This is a genomic window from Isoptericola sp. NPDC057653 (assembly GCF_042799955.1).
Lineage (GTDB): Bacteria > Actinomycetota > Actinomycetes > Actinomycetales > Cellulomonadaceae > Isoptericola.
Genome location: NZ_JBHVHP010000001.1, coordinates 2,009,726 through 2,030,611, shown reverse-complemented (window position 1 = coordinate 2,030,611; position 20,886 = coordinate 2,009,726). Strand labels below are relative to the sequence as shown.

At 74.9% G+C, this 20,886-nt stretch carries 18 protein-coding genes; 3 read left to right on the top strand and 15 right to left on the bottom strand.

Annotation, left to right across the window (positions count from 1 at the left end):
- The first annotated feature begins 3 nt into the window (after positions 1–3).
- Positions 4–1,848, top strand: a complete 1,845-nt coding sequence (locus tag ACFU9A_RS09205; protein WP_430574928.1) for a phospho-sugar mutase — start codon at positions 4–6, stop codon at positions 1,846–1,848.
- 16 nt (positions 1,849–1,864) lie between these two features.
- On the opposite strand, the gene ACFU9A_RS09200 is transcribed toward ACFU9A_RS09205, so the two are convergent.
- The 15 genes from ACFU9A_RS09200 to ACFU9A_RS09130 form a co-directional block, all read right to left on the bottom strand.
- On the bottom strand, positions 1,865–2,680 hold the full coding sequence (locus ACFU9A_RS09200) for a siderophore-interacting protein (protein ID WP_430574927.1): 816 nt from the start codon (positions 2,678–2,680) through the stop codon (positions 1,865–1,867).
- Positions 2,681–2,750: 70 nt separating this feature from the next.
- Positions 2,751–4,574, bottom strand: coding sequence for an oleate hydratase (locus tag ACFU9A_RS09195; RefSeq protein ID WP_430574926.1), 1,824 nt, complete (start codon positions 4,572–4,574; stop codon positions 2,751–2,753).
- A gap of 100 nt (positions 4,575–4,674) precedes the next feature.
- Positions 4,675–6,255, bottom strand: coding sequence for a hypothetical protein (locus tag ACFU9A_RS09190; RefSeq protein ID WP_430574925.1), 1,581 nt, complete (start codon positions 6,253–6,255; stop codon positions 4,675–4,677).
- A 67-nt stretch (positions 6,256–6,322) separates the two neighbouring features.
- Positions 6,323–6,973 carry an ATP-binding cassette domain-containing protein gene (locus ACFU9A_RS09185; protein WP_430574924.1) on the bottom strand — a complete coding sequence of 217 codons (651 nt, stop codon included), beginning with the start codon at positions 6,971–6,973 and terminating at the stop codon, positions 6,323–6,325.
- Entirely contained in the window at positions 6,963–7,682 is a 720-nt protein-coding gene (deoC, locus tag ACFU9A_RS09180) for a deoxyribose-phosphate aldolase (protein WP_430574923.1), read from the bottom strand. The genes ACFU9A_RS09185 and deoC overlap by 11 nt, the downstream gene beginning before the upstream one ends.
- Entirely contained in the window at positions 7,679–8,794 is a 1,116-nt protein-coding gene (locus ACFU9A_RS09175; RefSeq protein ID WP_430574922.1) for an adenosine deaminase, read from the bottom strand. The genes deoC and ACFU9A_RS09175 overlap by 4 nt, the downstream gene beginning before the upstream one ends.
- Before the next feature lie 19 nt (positions 8,795–8,813).
- Entirely contained in the window at positions 8,814–9,986 is a 1,173-nt protein-coding gene (locus ACFU9A_RS09170) for a hypothetical protein (RefSeq protein WP_430574921.1), read from the bottom strand.
- 35 nt (positions 9,987–10,021) lie between these two features.
- Positions 10,022–11,326, bottom strand: coding sequence for a thymidine phosphorylase (locus ACFU9A_RS09165; RefSeq protein WP_430574920.1), 1,305 nt, complete (start codon positions 11,324–11,326; stop codon positions 10,022–10,024).
- A complete protein-coding gene (locus ACFU9A_RS09160; protein WP_430574919.1) occupies positions 11,323–11,754 on the bottom strand; it encodes a cytidine deaminase in 432 nt (143 codons plus the stop codon). Before ACFU9A_RS09160 ends, ACFU9A_RS09165 begins: the two co-directional genes overlap by 4 nt.
- A 2-nt stretch (positions 11,755–11,756) precedes the next feature.
- Complete coding sequence (locus ACFU9A_RS09155; protein WP_430574918.1) at positions 11,757–13,055, bottom strand: ABC transporter permease; 1,299 nt, start codon at positions 13,053–13,055, stop codon at positions 11,757–11,759.
- On the bottom strand, positions 13,052–14,425 hold the full coding sequence (locus ACFU9A_RS09150; protein ID WP_430575365.1) for an ABC transporter permease: 1,374 nt from the start codon (positions 14,423–14,425) through the stop codon (positions 13,052–13,054). Before ACFU9A_RS09150 ends, ACFU9A_RS09155 begins: the two co-directional genes overlap by 4 nt.
- 140 nt (positions 14,426–14,565) lie before the next feature.
- Entirely contained in the window at positions 14,566–16,110 is a 1,545-nt protein-coding gene (locus tag ACFU9A_RS09145) for an ABC transporter ATP-binding protein (RefSeq protein ID WP_430574917.1), read from the bottom strand.
- 177 nt (positions 16,111–16,287) lie between these two features.
- On the bottom strand, positions 16,288–17,385 hold the full coding sequence (locus tag ACFU9A_RS09140) for a BMP family protein (protein WP_430574916.1): 1,098 nt from the start codon (positions 17,383–17,385) through the stop codon (positions 16,288–16,290).
- Between the two features lie 172 nt (positions 17,386–17,557).
- Positions 17,558–18,739, bottom strand: a complete 1,182-nt coding sequence (locus ACFU9A_RS09135; protein WP_430574915.1) for an amidohydrolase — start codon at positions 18,737–18,739, stop codon at positions 17,558–17,560.
- Entirely contained in the window at positions 18,736–19,854 is a 1,119-nt protein-coding gene (locus tag ACFU9A_RS09130) for a mannose-1-phosphate guanylyltransferase (protein ID WP_430574914.1), read from the bottom strand. Before ACFU9A_RS09130 ends, ACFU9A_RS09135 begins: the two co-directional genes overlap by 4 nt.
- Positions 19,855–20,037: 183 nt before the next feature.
- Here ACFU9A_RS09130 and sdhC point away from each other — a divergent pair, with 183 nt between their 5' ends.
- Positions 20,038–20,421 carry a succinate dehydrogenase, cytochrome b556 subunit gene (sdhC, locus tag ACFU9A_RS09125; protein WP_416342102.1) on the top strand — a complete coding sequence of 128 codons (384 nt, stop codon included), beginning with the start codon at positions 20,038–20,040 and terminating at the stop codon, positions 20,419–20,421.
- Positions 20,421–20,885, top strand: a complete 465-nt coding sequence (locus ACFU9A_RS09120) for a succinate dehydrogenase hydrophobic membrane anchor subunit (protein WP_430574913.1) — start codon at positions 20,421–20,423, stop codon at positions 20,883–20,885. The genes sdhC and ACFU9A_RS09120 overlap by 1 nt, the downstream gene beginning before the upstream one ends.
- Position 20,886 lies beyond the last annotated feature (1 nt).

The following is a 20,886-nucleotide window of genomic DNA, read 5'->3' as shown; positions in this document are numbered from 1 at the left end:
GCGATGAGCCTGGACACCGACGATCCGGCCTTCGAGCCCGCCGCGAGGTCCACCGACCTGTCCGCGCTGCTGGACCAGGTGGAGCGCTGGATCCGGCACGACGTCGACGACGACGACAAGGCCGAGCTGTCGCGCCTCGCCGAGCAGACGTCGTCGCCGCGCGCGAGCACCCGCGAGCACGCGGTGAGCCTGCTGCGCGACCGGTTCGACGGCCACCTGGAGTTCGGCACGGCCGGCCTGCGCGGCGCCATGGCGCCGGGCCCGAACCGCATGAACCGCGCGGTCGTGACGACGGCGGCGGCCGGCCTCGGCGCCTACCTGGCGACGCGGCTCGGGCCGGGCGTGCCGCCGCGCGTGGTCGTCGGGTACGACGCGCGCGACCGCTCGTCGACGTTCGCGACCGACACGGCCGCCGTCCTCACGGCGGCCGGCGCCGAGGTGCTGCTCCTGCCGTCGGCGCTGCCCACCCCGGTGCTCGCGTTCGCGGTGCGCCACCTGGGCGCCGACGCGGGCGTCATGGTGACCGCGAGCCACAACCCGGCACGGGACAACGGCTACAAGGTCTACCTGGGCGGCCGCGTGGTGACCGACGCCGGCCAGGGCGCGCAGATCGTGCCGCCGCACGACGCGGGCATCGCCGAGCGCATCGACGCCGCCGGTCCCGCGTCGGGCGTGCCGCGCGTCGAGACCGGATGGACGGTCCTCGGGCGCGAGGTCGTCGACGCGTACCTCGCGTCGGTGCGCGCGCTCGCCGAGCGGGCCGGGACGTCGACCGGGCCGGCGGAGCGGGCCGCGCTGCGCATCGTCACGACGTCGCTGCACGGCGTCGGCGGCCGCGTGCTCGCGCGGGTCCTCGCGGACGCGGGCTTCACCCAGGTGCAGCCCGTCGAGGAGCAGCTGCACCCCGACCCCGCCTTCCCCACCGTCCGGTTCCCGAACCCGGAGGAGCCCGGCGCGATCGACATGGCCGTCGCGCTCGCCGAGGCGCACGCCGACGTGGTCATCGCGAACGACCCCGACGCCGACCGGTGCGCGGTCGCGGTCTACGACCCGAGCCACGGCACCCACCAGGGCGCCGAGACGGCCCGCTCGCACGGCTGGCGCATGCTGCACGGCGACGAGGTCGGGGCCCTGCTGGGACGCGAGGCGGTCCGCCGCATCGCGCGCGGCGACGTCCCCGCCCCCGAGGGGTCCGACGGCCCGGTCGTGGCCTGCTCGGTGGTGTCCTCCCGCGTGCTGTCCTCGATCGCCGTGCGGTACGGCGTCGGGCACGCGACCACGCTCACCGGCTTCAAGTGGATCTCGCGGACCCCGGGGCTCGTCTTCGGCTACGAGGAGGCGCTGGGCTACTGCGTGGACCCGGCGCGCGTGCGCGACAAGGACGGCCTCAGCACCGCGGTGCTGGTGGCGCTCCTCGCCGCCCGGGAGAAGGCCGCGGGCCGCACGCTGGTCGACGCGCTCGACGACGTCGCCCGCGAGAACGGGCTGTTCGTCACCGACCAGCTGTCCGTCCGCTTCGACGACCTGTCGAAGATCCCCGAGACGATGGCGCGGCTGCGCTCGGCGCCGCCGCGCACCCTCGCCGGGGCCGGCGTCGCGCAGGTCCTCGACCTCGGCGACGGCATCGACGGGCTGCCGCCCACCGACGGCATCGTGCTGCTCGGCGGGGACGACACCCGCGTCGTCGTGCGGCCCAGCGGCACCGAGCCGAAGGTGAAGTGCTACCTCGAGGTCGTCGAGCCGGTCGACCCGGACGCGTCCGCCATCGACGTCGGCAGGATGCGCGTGGCGGCGCACCGCAAGCTCGACCGGATCAAGGTCGACCTGCGGGCGGCGCTGGGGCTCTGACCGGCCCCGCGCCCGCTCAGCCGACCAGCACGGCGTCGTCCCGCTCGACGGCGGCGGCCCAGTCGCGCTTGCTCGCGCGCCAGCCCTCGTCGTCGCTGCCGCGGCGCCAGTAGCCCGACGCCGAGAGCAGCTCGCGCGGCACGCCGAGCTCGGTGCGCACCCAGCGGCGCAGGTCGCGCACGCAGTCGGCCTCGCCGTGCAGGAAGACGTGCGGGGCGCCGGCGGGGAACCCCCCGGCGGCGGCCCGCACGACGCCGGCGAGGTCGCCCGCGCCGGCGTCGCGGTGCACCCAGGTGACGGTGAGGTCCGCGGCCGTCTCGAGCGGCTGCTCGTCCTCGGGGCCGGGCACCTCGACGACGGCGTGCGCGACGGCGCCGGCCGGCAGGGCCTCCACCGCGGCGGCGATCGCGGGCAGGGCGGACTCGTCGCCGACGAGCAGGTGCCACGGCGCCGCCGGATCCGGGGCGTAGCCGCCGCCCGGGCCCATGAACGTGACGGGCTCCCCCGGGCGCACGCGCGTGGCCCACGGGCCGCCCACGCCCTCGTCGCCGTGCACCACGAGGTCGAGGTCCCACTCCGTGCCGGCCGGCGTGTCCCGCACCGCGCGCACGGTGTACGCGCGCAGCAGCGGGCGCCCGTCGGCCAGCTCGCCGAGCACCAGCTTCACGTAGCTGTCCGTGTGCGCCGTGGGATCGAGCGGGGCGAGCTCGGGACCCGTGAGCGTGACCCGCACGAGGTGCGGCGAGAGCCGGCGCACGGCCGAGACGGTCGCGTGCCGCGGGGTGCGCTTGCGGGCGGGAGGGGTGGTTGCCTCAGGCTGCGTGTCAGACATGGTGAGGCGAGCCTAACTTCCGCACGGCACCGCTCCTGCTGTGAGGTCCGTCACCCCTCCCGGTCGGCGCTCACTCGACGGCGTCGTCCAGGCGCTCCCGCCGGGCGGTGCCGCCCAGCTCCGGGACGAGCCCGAAGTCGGTGAGCAGCTCGCCGATCTGCGTGCCGTCGAGCCGCCGCAGCAGCCGCTCGCGCAGGAACCGCGGCCCCGGCAGGTCCACCTCCTCGCCGTCCCGCAGCCGGCTGGTGGCCTTGAGCAGCGTCCGCACGTCGTAGGTGGAGCCGAACACCTCGGGCACGCCGCGCTCGACGTCGAGCAGCCGGTACGCGGCCTCCATCCCCGTGCGCACCGAGTACTCGGTGGTGAAGATGCAGTCCCGACTCGTCTCCGCGAACTGGCCGATGAAGGCGAAGTTCACCGCGCCCTCGGGCACCACGTCCGGCCGGTCGCCCGCGTGCCGCGGCATGAAGAACGACGTCACGTACGGCATCATCACCGGCACCGTCCTCGCCCCCGTCGCGGCGAGCTCGTCGATCTGGTCCACGGGCACGCCCAGGTGGTAGAGCCACTCCCGGGTGATCTCCTCGCCGGTGCACTCCTGCATGGGCTTCTCCACGTAGTCGCCCGGGCGGTCGACGAACAGCGAGTACACCCACACCACGACCTGGTCGGCGGGCTGCTGCTTGAAGTGCGGCTGCCTGTTGACCGTCCAGCTCAGCAACCAGCTCGAGTCCTTCGCCGTGACGATGCCGCCGGTCACGACCTTGCCGCTGAACGGGTCGCGCTTGCAGACCTTCTGGATGTACCCGGGGATGCGCGGGTCGAGCGTCGTGACGGTGGCCGACTCCCACTTCGTGGCCGCGACGTCGCCGCCGAACACGTCCGGGTGCCCGAAGGAGGGGTCCTTCGCCGCGATCCGGCGCCACAGGTCCCACGCGGGCGCCGGGCCGGTGTCCAGGCGGGCCGGCGTGTGGTGGTCGCCGTTGTCGGAGTTCTCCGTGAGGGAGCCGATGGTGGCCAGCACCAGGTCGTCCTCGCCGAGGTCGACCCCGCCGGCCTCGCCGTCGGACACCCAGTGGATGCGCGTCGCCACCTTGCGGCTCACCCCGTCGTCGCCGGGCGCGACCGCGTAGTCGATGTCCGTGACCTCGGTGGAGAAGCGGAACGTCACGCCCTGGTCGAGCAGCCACCGGTACAGCGGCAGCACCAGCGACTCGTACTGGTTGTACTTGGTGAACTTCAGCGCCGAGAAGTCCGGCAGCCCGCCGATGTGGTGCACGAAGCGGTGGATGTACAGCTTCATCTCCAGCGCGCTGTGCCACTCCTCGAAGGCGAACATGGTGCGCCAGTACAGCCAGAAGTTGCTGTCGAGGAACTCACGGCCGAAGACCTCGTCGATCCGCTTGCCATCCATCTCCTCGCGGGAGGCGAGGAAGACGCTCACGATGTCCTTCTGCGCCTTCTCCGACAGCGCGAACAGGCCGTCGGTGTGCGCGTCCTGGCCGCGGTCCACGGTGGCGCGCTGGAGGGAGAAGTTCGGGTCGTCCTTGTTGAGCCAGTAGAACTCGTCGAGCACCGACGCGCCCTCGACCTCGATCGACGGCACCGACCGGAACAGGTCCCAGAGGCACTCGAAGTGGTCCTCCATCTCGCGCCCGCCGCGGATGACGAACCCCTTCTTCGGTTCCTTGATGCCGTCGAGCGCTCCGCCGGGCAGCCGCAGCCGCTCCAGGATCGTGATCCGCTCCCCCGCGAGCTGCCCGTCGCGGATCATGAACGCCGCCGCCGACATGGACGCGAGCCCCGCGCCCACCAGCCACGCCGTCTTGTCGTCCACCCCCGCCGGCTTGCGCGGTCGGGCGAAGGCCTCGTAGTTGCCGTTGCTGTAGTACACCCGCGGTCCCTCCGGTCGGCGCGACGGCCCGGTCCGCGGGCCTCGGGTCGAGCCTCTGCCGGATCGGCGCGGACCGCGACCGGTACGCGACGGCGGCGCGTCAGGCGCGCGCGAACCGGCGCACGGCGGCCGCGACGAGGCCCGCGGCGAGGGCGACCGCCACGACGGACGCCGTGCCCGGGGAGCCCGCGGAGCCGGCCTGGTGCAGCAGCCACCCCGCGGCGGCGACCACAAGCCAGCCCCGGAGGTACCAGGCGCCGAGGACGAGCATCGACATGTCGCCGTTCGGCGTCATCATCGGCGTGAACAGCCCCGGCGGCGCGGCGGTGGCACCCGCCACCCAGACGCGCACCCCCAGCGCGGTCACGACGACGGCGAGGACGACGAGGGCGGCGTCCGCCTCCACCGCCCCGCCGCCGCCCACGACCTGCCCGACGACCGTCCCGACGACGGCGGCCAGCAGCCCGACGGCCCCCGGCACCGCCGCGTGGCCGACGACGGCAGCCGTCGTCGTCCCGGGCAGGAGGGCGCCCGGCTGGGGCTGGGCGGCGTAGGCGTGCAGGCCGTCGGCCCACGTCCGGGAGGCCGCGTAGAGGGCTGCCGCTCCGACGACGGTGACGAGCGCCGGGCCGCCGTCCGCCCCCAGCCGCACGAGCAGCGCCCCCGCGCACCCCGCCACGAGGGAGCCGGCCAGCGCGGCGGGGCGCCGGCGCAGCCCCAGCAGGTCGCGGGCCACCAGGGGCGCCCGGGCAGCCAGCCACCGCGGGAGCGTGGCCGCGCGGCCGGCGTACGCGCGGGGGCCGAGCACGTCCCCCACGGCGCCCGACTCGCCGCCCACCAGACCGCGCACGGCCGTGACGGTGCGGGCCTGGCCCGCGGCGGCGCGGTCCACGTCGACCCCGTCGGGCAGGACCCGCAGCACGAGCGCCGCACAGGCCAGGCCGACGAGCCCGGCCAGGACGGCACCCGCGGCCGTGGCCGCACCGGGAACCTGGGGCAGGGCGGCCCCCGCTCCGGCGCCCGCCGCCACGGCACCACCGGCGCCGAGGACCAGCAGGCCCGCCGTGACCGCCGTCGCCGCCCGCGCGCGGCCGGGCACCTGCGCCGCGGCGCCCACGGCCAGGGGCACCTGCGCGAGCAGCGCGGCGGCGGCCCCCGCGAGCGGCGTGGCGGACGCGACGCCGCCCGCCGTGCCCCCGCCGACCGCGCCCTGGGCCACGGCGCTGCCGACGAACGCCCCGACGGCGGCCGCGCCCGCCACGAGCCAGGCCGCGCGGCGGCGCAGCACGTCGTGCGGGGCGAACTGGCCGCCCAGGGCGAAGGTGGCCTCCGCGGGGCTGGTCCACAGCGGGCCGCCCCCGCGCGCCGCCGCGATCCCGCCGGCGCCCAGCGCGCCCAGCGCCAGGGCGCCCCCGGCGACCGCGGACACCACGCCCCCGGCCCCCGCGGGCCACGCCACCGCGGCCGCGGCCTGGACGAGCGCGGACCACAGGATCGGCCCGTACACGAGCGCGAGGAGCACCACGCCGTACGCCAAGTAGACCCGGTCGTGCGGGTCCCCGCCGCTCTCGGCGGCCCGCACGACGACCGCCCGGCGGCGCAGCGACGCCACCCAGCGGCGCCAGCGGCGGTAGGGCACGCGGGAGCCGTCGTCCACGTGCCCCGCGTCGGCGACGCTCACCGCGGGGACCGCTCGCACGTCGCGGCGCCCGCGCCCGAGCGGGTCCTGGGGTCCGTCGTCGCGCCCGTCACCGGGGCCCCGGCGCCGCGAGCTCGACCGCGCGCCCCCGGTGCGCGAGGTCCGCGCGCAGGTCCGGGTCATGGGTCGCGACGAGCAGCGCGCGGCCGGCGTCGAGCGCCCCCGCGACGAGGCGGCGGGCGACGGCGCGCCAGCGGGCGTCGAGGCGCTGCTCCGGCTCGTCGAGCAGCACGAGCCGGGCGGGCCGGTACAGCGTGGTCACGAGGGCGAACATCTGTCCCTCGCCCGAGGACAGCTCGCCGGGGAGCTGGTCGCGGACGCGGTCGAGCTCGGCCGCCGCGAGGGCGGTCTCGACGTCGGGACCCGGGTGCCGACCCGCCCACGCCGACGCCACGAGCCGCAGGTGCTCGGCGACGGTGAGGTCCGGGTACGCGGACAGCCCGCCGAGCAGCACCGCGACGTCCTCGCGACGGCGCAGGCGCGCCTGCCCGGCGGGCAGGCCGAGCACCCGCACCCGCCCGGACGTCGGCTCGTCCTTGCCGGCGACCAGGCGCAGCAGCGTCGACTTGCCGCTGCCGTTGGGGCCGACGACGGCGGCCGCCTCCCCCGGGCCGAGCGTCAGCGACGTCGGCCCGAGCACCTGCACGGTGCCGTGGGTGCGGGTCGCGTCGCTGACCTCGACGAGGGGTTCAGTAGCCACTGCCGCCGGCGGCCGGGGCCTCGCCGGAGAAGCCCGCGAGCACGCCCGCGGTCCCCGAGAGGCCCAACCGTGTGGCGCCGGCGCCGATCATGGCGAGCGCGTCGTCCAGCGTGCGGACCCCGCCCGAGGCCTTCACGCCCAGGGCGTCGCCCACGGTCTCCGCCATCAGGGCGACGGCGTGCACGGACGCGCCGCCCGCGGGGTGGAACCCCGTGGAGGTCTTCACGAAGTCGGCGCCCGCGTCCCGCGCCGCCCGGCAGACGGCGACGATCTCGTCGTCCGTCAGCGCCGCGGCCTCGATGATGACCTTGAGCAGGTGCTCGGCGGGAACGGCCGCCCGCACGGCCGCGATGTCGGCGCGGACGGCGTCGAACGCGCCCTCCTTGGCCGCCCCGACGTCGATCACCATGTCGACCTCGTCGGCGCCGTCGGCCACCGCCCGGGCGGCCTCCGCCGCCTTCACCGCGCTGACGTGCTTGCCCGACGGGAAGCCGCACACCGTCGCCACGGCGATCCGGCCCGCCGCGACGCGGGCGGCGTGCGCGACGAACGTCGGCGAGATGCAGACCGAGAAGACGCCGAGGCGGGCGCCCTCCTCGACCAGCGCCGTCACGTCCGCCGTCGTCGCCTCGGGCTTGAGCAGCGTGTGGTCCACGAACTGGGCCAGGGCCGCCGCGTCGGTGGGGACGGTGCGGGCTGCGTCGCTCATCGCTGCGCTCCTTCGACCTGCTGGTAGCCCGGCAGGATGACGTCGTCGACGAGGGCGCGGCGCTCGTCGTGGTGCATGAACGTGCTCCACGCGGCGGTCAGCGTGACGTCCGCGAGGTCGTCGATGGTCCAGCCGGCCTCGGTGACGAGCCGCGTCATCTCGTGCGACATCGAGGTGCGCGACATGAGGCGGTTGTCGGTGTTGAGCGTGACCGCGAAGTCCAGCTCCTTGAGGCGCGTGATGGGGTGGTCGGCCACCGACGTCGCCGTCGTCGCCGCGGTCTGCAGGTTCGAGACCGGGCAGACCTCCAGCGTGATCTGGTGGTCGCGCACCCAGTGCGCCAGGCGGCCCAGCTCGGCGCGCCGCTCGCCGTCGTCGTCGAAGCCCTCGTGGAAGGTGATGTCCTCCACGATGCGCACGCCGTGGCCGATCCGGTCGGCCTGGCCCAGGTGCACCGCCTGGGCGATCGACGCCGGGCCGGCCGCCTCGCCGGCGTGGATCGTGGTCGGGAAGTCCTGCTCGGCGAGGTAGCGCCAGATCTCGGCGTGGCGCGACGGCGGGAAGCCGTCCTCCGGGCCGGCGATGTCGAAGCCCACGACGCCGCGGTCGCGGTACGCGACGGCGAGCTCGGCGATCTCCTGCCAGCGGTCGGTGTGCCGCATGGCGGTGACCAGCTGGCCCACGCGGATGATCTGCCCGCGGGCGGCGGCCTCGCGGATGCCCTCGTCGATGCCCGCCTGCACGGCCTCGACCGTCTCCTGGAGGCTGAGCCCGCGGCCCAGGTGCTGCTCGGGGGCCCAGCGCTGCTCGGTGTACACGACGCCGTCCGCGGCCAGGTCCAGCACGGCCTCCCGCGCGACCCGGGCCAGGGCGTCGGCCGTCTGCATGACGGCGATCGTGTGGTCGAACGTCTCCAGGTACCGCACCAGGGACCCCGAGTCCGCGGCCTCCACGAACCACGTCCCGAGCGACTCGGCGTCCGACGCCGGGAGCTCGTGGCCCACCTCCGCGGCGAGCTCGAGGACGGTCTGCGGTCGCAGTCCTCCGTCGAGATGGTCGTGCAGGAGCACCTTGGGCAGGGCCGGGATCAGGTCGACGAGCGCTTGCGTCATGGGGCCAACCTACCGGCCGTCAGGCGTCGTCGTCGGCGTCGGGATCGTCGAGCCCCGGCACCTCCTGGCTCTGCTCCACGACGTCCGCCTCCGCGGCCTCGTCGTCGAGGTCCGGGCGGGCGTGCCGCGGGCGGTACTCCTCGGCCGCGCGGGGCTCCTGCTCGGTGGTCTCGGCGTCCTCGACCAGGCTGGTCGTGTCGTCCGTGCCCTGTGCGCCGGCGTCTTGCCGGGCGTCCTCCGGGACGGTGCTCATGGAGCTCCTCCTTCGCTCGACGGCGGTGCGCCCACCCATCGTGACCCCGCCCCGGGTGGCGCGCCAGAGGAGCCCGGCGCGACCGGTCAGCCGCGGTGCGTCGCGGGGCAGCAGCGCCCACACCACGTGGGGCCAGCCGCCCAGCGCGGCCTCCGGCAGGCGCCCGGTCGCGGGCGCACGACGGGTGCCGCCGGCCGCCTCGAGGGCCGCCCGCGGCACGGCGTGCAGGCGCCCGGACGACGGCTCGTAGAGCGTGGCCAGCCCGCCGCGCACGGCGGTGAGCAGCACCACGTGGCGGGGTACCGCCGTCGCCGCGCCGCGGGCGAGGTCGCCGCCCGTGTAGAGCGGGACGGGCACGCCGGCGGCCGCGGCGGCCAGAGCCGCGCCGAGGACGCCGGGCGCGGACCGGCCGCCCACCACGCGGTGCGCGTACCGCACCCGGCCGTACCGGGCGACCCGGGCGGCGCCCCACGGCGGCGTGCCGAGGGCGGCCGGCCACACGGGCACGCCACGTGCGCCGTGGGTCGCCTGCCGGTGCAGGGCCCGCTGCTGGGCCGCGAACGCCGCCGCGGCCCCCTCGGGCCACCGGCTCAGCTCGAGCGCGCGGCGCGGGTCGCCGGCGAGGCGCAGCAGCGCGAGCACCGCCGGGCCGCAGCTGCGCTCGTCGACCTGCCGCGCGGGCGCCACCACGCCCTCGGCCGCCGGCAGCGTGAGGGCGCGGGGGCGCCCCGGCGCCGGCATCGGCGCGTCGCGGCCGAGCGGGTCGAGCACCCAGGCCCGCGCCGCCGGCACCAGGTCCGCCAGCGGCGGCGCGAGGTCGGGCGGCACGGCCGGCCGGGCGAACCGCCCCGCGGGCGGCGTCGCCGGCGGCGCGCCCGCGAACGCGCCCACCGCGGCGAGCGCGTCGCTGACGCACAGCCGCCCCGGCAGGCTCGCCACCGTGCCCGGCACCGCCTCCGCCCCCGCCGTCCGGCTCAGCCGATCCGGTCCAGGACGAGCGCGGCCGGCGCCCCCGCCGCGTCGTCGACCGCCCACTGCCCGTCGAGGGCGGCCAGGGCGCGGTCGAAGCGCTCGGGGGTGTCCGTGTGCAGCGTGAGGACCGGTTGCCCGGCGTCGACGCGCTCGCCGGGCCGGGCGTGGATCTCGACCCCGGCGCCGGCCTGCACCGGGTCCTCGCGCCGGGACCGGCCCGCGCCGAGCCGCCACGCGGCGAGGCCGACGGCGTACGCGTCGAGGCGCGACACGACCCCGGCGCGGTCCGCGACCACGTCCCGGCGGTGCGCCGCGACCGGCAGCGGCGCGTCGGGGTCGCCGCCCTGCGCGGCGATCATGCGGCGCCAGACGTCCTTGGCGCGCCCGTCGGCGAGCGCCGCGCGCACCTCGGCCTCCGGCACGGGTCGGCCCGCTCCGGCGAGCATCTCGACGGCCAGCGCGACGGTGAGGTCGACGACGTCGGCGGGGCCGCCGCCGTCGAGCACCTCCACCGACTCTCGGACCTCGAGCGCGTTGCCCGCGGTGCGCCCGAGCGGCACCTGCATGTCGGTGAGCAGCGCGACGGTCCGCACCCCGGCGTCCGTGCCGAGGTCGACCATCGTGCGGGCGAGCTCTCGGGCGGCGGCCAGGTCCTTCATGAAGGCGCCGGAGCCCACCTTGACGTCGAGCACGAGCGCGCCGGTGCCCTCCGCGATCTTCTTGCTCATGATCGAGCTCGCGATGAGGGGCACCGACTCCACCGTGCCCGTCACGTCGCGCAGCGCGTAGAGCTTCTTGTCCGCAGGGGCCAGGCCCGCCCCCGCCGCGCAGACCACCGCGCCGACGTCCTCGAGCTGGTCCATCAGCTCCGCGTTGCTCAGCGCCGCGCGCCAGCCCGGGATCGCCTCCAGCTTGTCCAGCGTGCCGCCGGTGTGGCCCAGCCCGCGGCCCGAGAGCTGCGGCACCGCCACGCCGAACGACGCCACCAGGGGCGCGAGCGGCAGCGTGATCTTGTCGCCCACGCCGCCCGTGGAGTGCTTGTCCGCCGTGGGGCGCGACAGGCCGGAGAAGTCCATCCGCTCGCCGGACGCGATCATGGCACCCGTCCAGCGCGCCACCTCCGGCCGGGTCATGCCCCGCAGGAGGATCGCCATCGCGAGGGCCGACATCTGCTCCTCCGCGACGGCGCCGCGGGTGTAGGCGTCGACGACCCAGTCGATCTGCGCGGCCTCGAGCGCCCCTCCGTCCCGCTTGGTCCGGATGACGTCGACGGCGTCGAACGGCTCGTTCCCCGGCGTGGTGCTCATGCTCCGCTGCCCTCTCGTTCGCTGGTGCGCGGCCGGTCCAGGTCGGGCGCGCCGAACGCGTCCGGCAGCACCTCGGTCATCGGCACGACGCCGCGCGCGGTCTCCACGAGCAGCGCCGGTCCGCCGTGCTCCCACAGCAGCTGGCGGCACCGCCCGCAGGGCATCAGCAGCTCGCCGGCGCCGTCCACGCAGGTGAAGGCGACCAGCCGGCCGCCCCCGCCCGTGACGAGCGCGGACACCAGCGAGCACTCGGCGCAGAGCGTCACCCCGTAGGCGGCGTTCTCCACGTTGCAGCCCACCACCACCCGGCCGTCGTCGACCAGCGCCGCGGCGCCCACGGGGAACGCCGAGTAGGGCGCGTACGCGCGGCCGACCACGTCGCGCGCCGCGGCGCGCAGGGCGTCCCAGTCGATCGACGGCTCGGGCACGGCTACTCCTTGGTGTAGGGGGTGCCCGACGCCGCGGGCGCCCGGGACTTGCCGACCAGGCCGGCCACGGCCAGCAGGGTCACCACGTACGGGAGCATCAGCATGAACTGGCTCGGCACGGGCGAGCCGACCACGGACAGCACGTTCTGCAGGTTCGTGGCGAAGCCGAACAGCAGGCCCGCGAGGGCCGCCCGCAACGGGTCCCACTTGCCGAAGATGACCGCGGCGAGGGCGATGAAGCCCGCGCCCGCCGTCATCTCGCGGCCGAACTGGTTGATCGACACCACGGTGTAGAACGCGCCGCCGAAGCCGACCACGGCGCCGCCGATGAGCACGGCACGGTAGCGGGTGCGCAGCACGTCGATGCCGACCGTGTCCGCCGCCTTCGGGTGCTCGCCCACCGCGCGGACGCGCAGCCCCCAGCGGGTGCGGAACAGGGCGTACCAGACCGCGGCGACCGCGACGAACATCAGGTACACGACGATGGTCTGGTTGAACAGGACCGGCCCGATGATCGGGATGCGCGAGAGCAGCGGGATCGGCAGGCGCTCGAAGCGGGTGGTCGAGTTGAGCGTCTCGGCGTTGGGGACGAGCACCTCGGAGTAGAAGAAGCTCGTCAGGCCGATCACCAGCACGTTGAGCACCACGCCCACGATCACCTGGTTCACCTTGTAGGTGATGGTGAAGACGCCCAGCACGAGCGCCACCAGCGCGCTCGCGACCACGGCGGCGAACAGGCCCGCCCACGGGCTGTTCGTCAGCGAGCCGACGATCGCGGCGACGAACGCCCCCGCGAGCAGCTGGCCCTCGATGGCGATGTTCACGACGCCGGCGCGCTCGCCCACGACGCCGCCGAGGGCGCCGTACACGAGCGGCACGGCGAGGCCGACGGCGCCGCCCAGCAGGCCGACGACCGACAGGTCGCGCGGGCTGCCCGCGGCGGCCCAGGCGAGGAAGCCCACCAGCAGCGCGGCCGCGAAGACCGCGATGGCCCAGGCGGGCACCCTCCGACCGGCGCGCGTGCGGACGACGGCGAACAGCAGCACGAGCAGCCCGATCGCCCCGCACGCCCACGCGGTCGGCAGCGCCGGCACCACGATCGTGGGCAGGACGACGAAGTCGTTGCTGGTCGAGAGCGCGAACCGCGCGTCGCCCTCGTGGGGCGCCAGCAGCAGGAGCAGCGCGTACAGGGCGAGGACGACCGCGAGGCCGACGACGGCCTTCCACGACACCCTGGCCACGGTGCGCGGCGCGGACTCGGTGGCGGCGGGGCCCGCCGCGTCGACGGTCGTGGCGGTCATGCCCGTCCCTCCTCGGTGGCGGCGGCCGCGGCGCGGCGGCGGTCGCGGCGGGTCTCACGCCGGCGGGGTGTGCGGTCGGGCTGCGGCAGCCGGAAGATCGCCCGCACCAGCGGCGGCGCCGCGATGAACAGCACGATCAGGGACTGCACGACGAGCACGATCTCGATGGGGATGCCCTGCGCGGCCTGCATCGCCGAGCCGCCGGCCTTGAAGCCGCCGAACAGGATGCCGGCGCCGAGCACGCCCCACGGCGACGAGCCACCGAGCAGCGCGACGGTGATCGCGTCGAAGCCGATGCCCGCGTCGATGTCGACGCTGAAGCCGGTGGTCACGGTGCCCAGCACCTGCTGGACGCCCGCGAGACCGACCAGGCCACCGGCGAAGAGCATGACGAGCACCGTGGTGCGCGAGACGTCGATGCCCGCGACCCGCGCGGCCTTGGGGTTCTCCCCCACCGCGCGGAACGCGAAGCCGGCGCTGGACCGGTTGAGCAGCCACCACACGCCGACGACGGCGACGAGCGACAGCACGAAGCCCCAGTGCAGGTTGTACGACGGGCCGAGCAGCGGCGGCAGCACGGCCGAGTCCTGCATCGGCGGCGTCTTCGGGTTCGCGGAGCCCGGGGCCTGCATGAGCCCCGGCGTCGCGAGGAAGTACGACAGCAGGTAGAACGCCACGTAGTTGAGCATGATCGTGACGATCACCTCGTGAGCGCCCGTGCGTGCCTTGAGCAGGCCGGCGATCCCGGCCCACAGGGCGCCCGCGGCGATGCCGGCCACGAGGCACAGCAGCATGTGCCACGGGAACGGCAGCCCGGTGACGCCGAAGCCGATCCAGCCGGCGGCGGTCGCGGCCATGAGCATCTGCCCCTGGCCACCGATGTTGAACAGGCCCGCGCGGAACGCCAGCGCGACGCCGAGGCCGGCCGCGATGAGCGGCGTGGCGTTCGTCAGCGTCTGCGTCAGCGGGCGGATGCCCTGCGCGAACGAGTCCGCGCCGAAGTTGTAGACCGCGCCCTGGAACAGCGCGGAGTAGGCGCCGCCCACGGCCTGGCCGATCGCGCTGAGCGTGTCGCTCGGCCGCGAGAAGAAGTACGGCGCCGCGGCGAGCACGTTCTCGTCGGTCACGATGATGAGGATCGAGCCGGCGACGATCGCCAGGACGATGGCGCCGAGCGCCACGACCCAGCCACCGGACGTCGCCCGGCGCATCGCGTCGCGCCACCGGTCGCCGGAGTCCTCCACCGCGGGGGCCGCGACCCGCGCGACCTCCTGCTCGAGCTCCTCCGCGAGCCCGGGCTCCGCCTCGGCGTCGACCGCGTCGATCGCCTCGCCCAGCGGCGAGTCGGGGTCGACGTCGGCGGCGGCCAGGTCGGGCGCGGTGCCGTTCGTCGTGCTCTCGGTGCCGGTGCTCCCGCTGCCGGTGCCCTCGGTGCCGGGGCTGCCCGGGGCGGTGCCGTCCGGGGCGGTGCCGTCCGGCTCCGCGCCGTCGGGCCGGGGCGTCTCGCCGCTCACGCCGCGTCTCCTTCGTTCTCGGGACCCGTCGGCGACGCGTCCTCGGGCGCGACGCCGGCCATCATGAGGCCGAGCACGTCGCGCGGGGTCGTCGCCGGGACGATGCCGACCACCCGGCCGCGGTACATGACCATGATCCGGTCGGCGAGGGCGACGGCCTCGTCGAGCTCGGTGGACACCACCACCACGGGGATGCCCGTGTCCCGGGTCTCGACGATCCGCTTGTGGATGAACTCGATCGACCCGACGTCGACGCCGCGGGTCGGCTGGGCCGCGACCAGCAGGCTCAGCTCGCGGGAGAGCTCGCGCGCGAGGACGACCTTCTGCTGGTTGCCGCCCGACAGGCGGCCCACGCGGGTCTCGATGCCCTGCGTGCGCACGTCGAACTCCGCGACCTTCTCGCGGGCGAACTCGTCGCGGACGGCGAGCTGCAGCGCCCCGCGCCGCACGAACGGCGGTCCGTCGGTACGGTCCAGCACGAGGTTCTCGGCGATGGTGAACTCGCCCACCAGGCCGTCCTCGTTGCGGTCCTCGGGGACGAAGCCGACACCCGCGTCGAGGATGCGGCGCACGGACCGGCCCACGAGCTCCGTGCCGTCCAGCCGGACGCTGCCGGTCACCGCGGGCTGAAGGCCGACCAGCGCCTCGGTGAGCTCGGTCTGCCCGTTGCCCTGCACGCCGGCGACGACGAGCACCTCGCCGCCGCGGACGGTGAAGGTCACGTCGTCCACCAGCACCTGGCCGTCGGAGCCCTCGACCCGCAGGTCCGCGACCTCGAGCGCGTGGTCCGTGGGGCGCGGCGCGTCCTTGCTCACCGTCAGCTCGACGGCGCGGCCCACCATGAGGGAGGCGAGCTCGCCGTCCGTCGCGGTGGGGCTGGCCTCGCCGACGATCTTGCCGTGTCGCACGACCGTGATGCGGTCGGCGACGGCCCGGACCTCGCGCAGCTTGTGCGTGATGAAGACGATCGCGGCGCCCTCGTCCCGCAGCTGGCGCATGATCGCCATCAGCTCGTCGGTCTCCTGGGGCGTCAGCACGGCGGTCGGCTCGTCGAAGACCAGCACGTCCGCGTCGCGCGACAGCGCCTTGATGATCTCGACCCGCTGCTGCACGCCCACGGGGAGGTCCTCGACGACCGCGTCGGGGTCGACGTGGAAGCCGAACCGGCCCGCGATCTCCGTGACCCGGCTGCGCGCGCTGTCCAGGTCGAGCACCCCGCCGGACCGCGTCGACTCGTGCCCGAGCATGACGTTCTCGGCCACGGTGAACACCGGGACGAGCATGAAGTGCTGGTGGACCATGCCGATGCCGGCCGCCATCGCGTCGCCCGGCCCCTCGAACGCCTGGACCTCGTCGTCCAGGAGGATCTCGCCCTCGTCGGCCTGGTACAGGCCGTACAGCACGTTCATCAGGGTGGACTTGCCGGCGCCGTTCTCGCCCAGCAAGCAGTGGATCTCGCCCGGCTGCACCACCAGGTCGATGTGGTCGTTCGCCACGAGCGCGCCGAAGCGCTTCGTGATGCCTCGTAGCTCGAGCCTCATGCTCTGCCTTTCGTCCTTCGAGGATCAGTCGAGGAGTCGTCGGTGGCCAGGATCGACGTACCGTCGTCAGCCTCTCACCGGGGCGGCGTCGTCGCCGCCCCGCATACGTCGTGCGCGGGCCCCGGGGTGTTCCCGCGGGGCCCGCGCACGAGCGTCATCGGTGTGTCGAGCGGTCGGTCACTCCTGGCCGGAGAGGTACGACTTGACCGTCACGTCGCCGTCGATGATCTTCTGCTGCAGGTCCTTGACCTCGTCCATGAGGGCGGGGTCGACCTTGTCCTCGAAGTTGTGCAGCGGGGCGATGCCGACGCCGCCGTTCTCGAGGGTGCCGATGTACGTCGTCGGGTCGAAGCTGCCCTTGCCGGCGGCCAGGACGGCGTCGTGCGTCGAGACGTCCATCTTCTTGAGGATCGACGTCAGGACGTAGTCCTGGGTCGACGGGTCGGACTCGTAGAAGTCGGCGTCGACACCGATGAGGGCGATGTCCTTGCCGGAGTCCTGGATCGCCGCGATGGCGGACTGGTAGATCGGGCCACCGACGGGCAGGAGCACGTCCACGCCCTGGTCGATGATGTTCTGCGCCGTGGTCTTCGCGGTCTCGTTGGCCTCGAAGCCGCCCGTGAACGAGCCCTCCTCGCCACCGGAGAAGCCGACGACCTCGACCTTGGTGCCCTTGGTCTCGTTGTAGTACTCGACGCCCTGCTTGAAGCCGTCCATGAAGATGGTCACGGTCGGGTACGGCTGACCGCCGAAGGTGCCGACCTTGCCCGCCTCCGAGTAGCCCGCCGACAGGTAGCCCGCGAGGAACGCGGCCTGCGCGGTGTCGTAGAGGAGCGGCTTGATGTTCGGGGCGTCCGTCTTGCCGTCGAAGTCCGCGTCCGCGGCGTCGTCGACGATGATGTACTCGGTCTCCGTGTTGGCGTTCGCCGACTCGATGGTCGCGGCGGAGAGCGCGAAGCCGACCGACACGATCGTGTTGCAGTTCTGCCCGACGAGGGACTCGAGGTTCGGCTTGAAGTCGCTCTCCGACTGCGACTGGACCGAGACGAGCTTGGTCCCGAGCTCCTCGGCGGCCTGCTGCGCGCCCTCGAAGCTCAGCTGGTTGAAGCTCTTGTCGTCGAACCCACCCTGGTCCGAGACGATGCACGGCTTGAAGTCGCTCGCCGCGGCGGTGCCGCTGCCCGACCCGCCGGACTCCTCCGGGGCCTCCGCACAGGCCGCCAGCGCGAGCGCGGCGACGCCGGCGAGGGCGGTGAGCTGGATCGCTCTCTTCACCTGTCGCTCCTGTCGATCGATCGTCGGGCCAGGATCGTCCGGCCCGTCACCGACGTGAGCCTAGTCATCGGCGACCGCGCCGAGAACCGCAAGCGGTGAACCTGCAGGAGTCGTTACCGAAGCGGTATCGACGCGGCACCTGACGGGAACACGCAGGCAACTTTCCGGTGCCTCAGGGCTGCAACGCGAAACGTCCCAGCAGGCGGGCCCCGATGGCGATCGACCGCTCGTCGACCACCAGGTCGCCGCGGTGGATGTCGTAGCGCCGCTCCCCCGGCGTCGCGGTGCCCAGCCGCGCCATCGCCCCCGGCGCCTTGGTGAGGTACCAGGCGAAGTCCTCGCCGCCCAGCGACTGCTCCGTGAGCACCACGCCGTCGGGCCCGAGCACCGCCTCCCCCGCCGCCTCGAGCGCGCCCGTCACCGCCGCGTCGTTGTCGACCGGCGGGACGCCGCGCGCGTGCCGCACCGTCACGTCCACCTCGTACGGGGCCACGACCTGCTCGACCGCGTCGTGCAGCACCTGGCCCGCCCGCTCCCACGCGCGCACGTCGAGGCAGCGCAGCGTGCCGCCCACGGTGCCCGTGGCCGGGATCGCGTTGTGCGCGTTGCCCGCGTGCACGGCGCCCCACGTGAGGTTCACGCCCGAGCGCGGGTCGAGGCGCCGGCCCAGCACGGCGGGCACCTGGGTGATGACCTGGCCCAGCGCGTACACGACGTCGCCGGTCAGGTGGGGGCGCGAGGTGTGGCCGCCGGTCGACGACAGGGTCACCGTCACGGTGTCCGACGCCGACGTGATCGGCCCGATGCGGGTGCCGATCTGCCCGACGTCGAGCTTGGGCTCGCAGTGCACGGCCGCGATGCGGTCCACGCCGTCGAGCACGCCCTGGGCGATGACGTCGTGCGCGCCGCCCGGCATGACCTCCTCGGCCGGCTGGAAGACGAGCCGCACGCCGCGCTCGAGCAGGCCCTCGTCGGCCAGCGCCGCCAGGGCGAGGCCGGCGCCCAGCACGACGGTGGTGTGCACGTCGTGACCGCAGGCGTGCGCGACGCCCGGCACCACGGAGCGGAACGGCAGCCCGCAGGAGTCGTCGAGCGGCAGCGCGTCGATGTCGGCGCGCAGGGCCACCCGGCCGCGGCCGTCGGCCGAGCGCTCCGGCCCGATGTCGCAGACGAGCCCCGTGCCCTCCAGCAGGCGGGGCTCGAGCCCGGCGGCGCGCAGCCGGTCGGCCACCAGGGCGGTGGTGCGCACCTCCTCGCGCGCGAGCTCCGGGTGCGCGTGCACGTCGCGCCGGACGTCGATCAGCTCCGCCTCGAGGGCGGCCACGGCGGCGTCGAGGCGCTCCCCCGCGCTCACAGCAGGTCCTCCCGCCCCTGGGCGCGGACGGCGTCCACCATGCTGCGCACCTGCTGGGCGCGGGCCCGGGTGGTGACGAGCAGGGCGTCCGGGGTGTCCACCACGACGACGTCGTCGATGCCCAGCAGCGTCACGAGGCGGTCTCCGCCGGGGACGACGACCGAGCCGGCCGACTGCACGCGCACGACGTCGGCGGGGTCGCCGAGCACCTTGGACCCGCTGTCGTCGTCCGACGGCAGGAGGGCCGCGAGCGAGTTGAAGTCGCCGACGTCGTCCCAGCCGAACGTGCCGGGCACGACGGCGACGCCGCCCTCGGCGGCCACCGGCTCGGCCACGGCGTGGTCGATCGCGATCTTCTCCAGGCCGGGCCACACCTGGGCGACGACCTCGGCGCGCCGCGGCGTGTCCCACGCCGCGGCGACCGTGCGCAGGCCGTCGTGCAGGGCGGGCCGCAGGCGGGCGAGGTGCCCGAGGAGGACGGACGAGCGGGCGACGAAGATGCCGGCGTTCCAGCGGTACTCGCCGGAGGCCACGTACGCCCGGGCCGTCGTGGCGTCCGGCTTCTCGGTGAAGCCGCGCGCGTGCAGCGCGCTCGGCGCGCCCTCGACGCCGAGCGGGTCGCCGCTGCGCACGTAGCCGAACGCCACGGACGGGCGCGAGGCCGCGATCCCGATCGTCGCGACGTAGCCCGCGCGCGCGGCCTCGACCGCCTCCCGCACGGCGCCGTCGAAGGCCGCCGAGCCGGACACGACCTGGTCGGCCGCGAACGAGCCGACGACGACGTCCCCGTGCCGCTGCTCGAGCACGGCGGCCGCGAGGCCGATGGCCGCCATCGAGTCGCGCGGGGACGGCTCGGCGAGCACGGCGTCGTCGCCGAGCTCGGGGAGCTGCTCGCGCGCCGCGGCCACGTGCTGCTCCCCCGTGACGAGGACCACCCCGCCGGGGCCGGTCAGCGGCTGCAGCCGGTCGACCGTGCCCTGCAGCAGGGTGCGGCCGGCGCCGGTGAGGTCGTGCAGGAACTTGGGCGCGCCCGCCCGGGACAGCGGCCACAGGCGGGTGCCCGCGCCCCCCGCCGGGACCACGGCGAAGAACCCGGGGACGGGTCGGGAAGTCATGTCCGCAGCATAGTGACGCGTGCTGACGGCGGCGGCTCGCGCGACGTCAACCCTGTGGGATGGGTCACGAAACGCCCCGGGGCGTCCCGGTTTGCCGGATCTCGTGCGCCAGGAGCCGACCGGATGTCACTACAGTGGCCGTGAACGGAATCCACACAGAATCCGCCAACGGAGGCTCCCCCCGTGCCTACAGCACCTGCTGGCACGCTCTACCGCGGCCGTGAAGGCATGTGGTCCTGGGTCGCGCACCGCGTGACCGGCGTGCTCATCTTCTTCTTCCTGCTCGTGCACATCCTGGACACAGCGCTGGTCCGGGTGTCGCCCGAGGCCTACAACGCCGTGATCGGGACGTACCAGACGCCGATCATGGGACTCGGGGAGGCCGGCCTCGTGGCCGCGATCGTCTTCCACGCGTTCAACGGCATCCGCGTGATCCTGGTCGACTTCTGGGCCAAGGGCCCGAAGTACCAGAAGGCCATGCTCTGGGTCGTCGTCGGCCTGTTCGTCGTGACCATGGCCGGCTTCCTGCCGCGGCACCTCATGAACGTCTTCGGAGGTGGGCACTGATGGCTCAGACCCAGACCCCGTCCGCGATCGCCGCCCCGCGGTCCCCGTACACGCGTCGCAAGACCACCCGCGGCAACTTCGAGCTGTACAGCTGGGTGTTCATGCGGGCGTCGGGCGTCGTGCTGCTCGTGCTCGTCTTCGGGCACCTGTTCGTCAACCTCATGGTGGGCGACGGCGTGCACGCCATCGACTTCGCCTTCGTCGGCGGCAAGTGGTCCTCCCCGTTCTGGCAGGTCTGGGACCTGCTGATGCTGTGGCTCGCGATGATCCACGGCACCAACGGCGTGCGCACGATCATCAACGACTACGCCCAGCGCGACACGACGCGCGGCGTGCTCAAGGTGCTGCTGTACCTGGCGTTCACGATCGTCGTCGTGCTCGGCACCCTCGTGATCTTCACGTTCAACCCGTGCCCGCCGGGTGCCCCGGCCGACCTCCTGCCGTCGATCTGCTTCCCGAACTAAG

Coding starts and splice junctions, on each gene's coding strand:
- ACFU9A_RS09165 (WP_430574920.1), bottom strand. CDS start 11,326: ATGAGCACCACGCCGGGGAACGAGCCGTTCGACGCCGTCGACGTCATC.
- deoC (WP_430574923.1), bottom strand. CDS start 7,682: ATGAGCGACGCAGCCCGCACCGTCCCCACCGACGCGGCGGCCCTGGCC.
- ACFU9A_RS09145 (WP_430574917.1), bottom strand. CDS start 16,110: ATGAGGCTCGAGCTACGAGGCATCACGAAGCGCTTCGGCGCGCTCGTG.
- ACFU9A_RS09130 (WP_430574914.1), bottom strand. CDS start 19,854: ATGACTTCCCGACCCGTCCCCGGGTTCTTCGCCGTGGTCCCGGCGGGG.
- ACFU9A_RS09200 (WP_430574927.1), bottom strand. CDS start 2,680: ATGTCTGACACGCAGCCTGAGGCAACCACCCCTCCCGCCCGCAAGCGC.
- ACFU9A_RS09120 (WP_430574913.1), top strand. CDS start 20,421: ATGGCTCAGACCCAGACCCCGTCCGCGATCGCCGCCCCGCGGTCCCCG.
- ACFU9A_RS09155 (WP_430574918.1), bottom strand. CDS start 13,055: ATGACCGCCACGACCGTCGACGCGGCGGGCCCCGCCGCCACCGAGTCC.
- ACFU9A_RS09175 (WP_430574922.1), bottom strand. CDS start 8,794: ATGACGCAAGCGCTCGTCGACCTGATCCCGGCCCTGCCCAAGGTGCTC.
- ACFU9A_RS09205 (WP_430574928.1), top strand. CDS start 4: ATGAGCCTGGACACCGACGATCCGGCCTTCGAGCCCGCCGCGAGGTCC.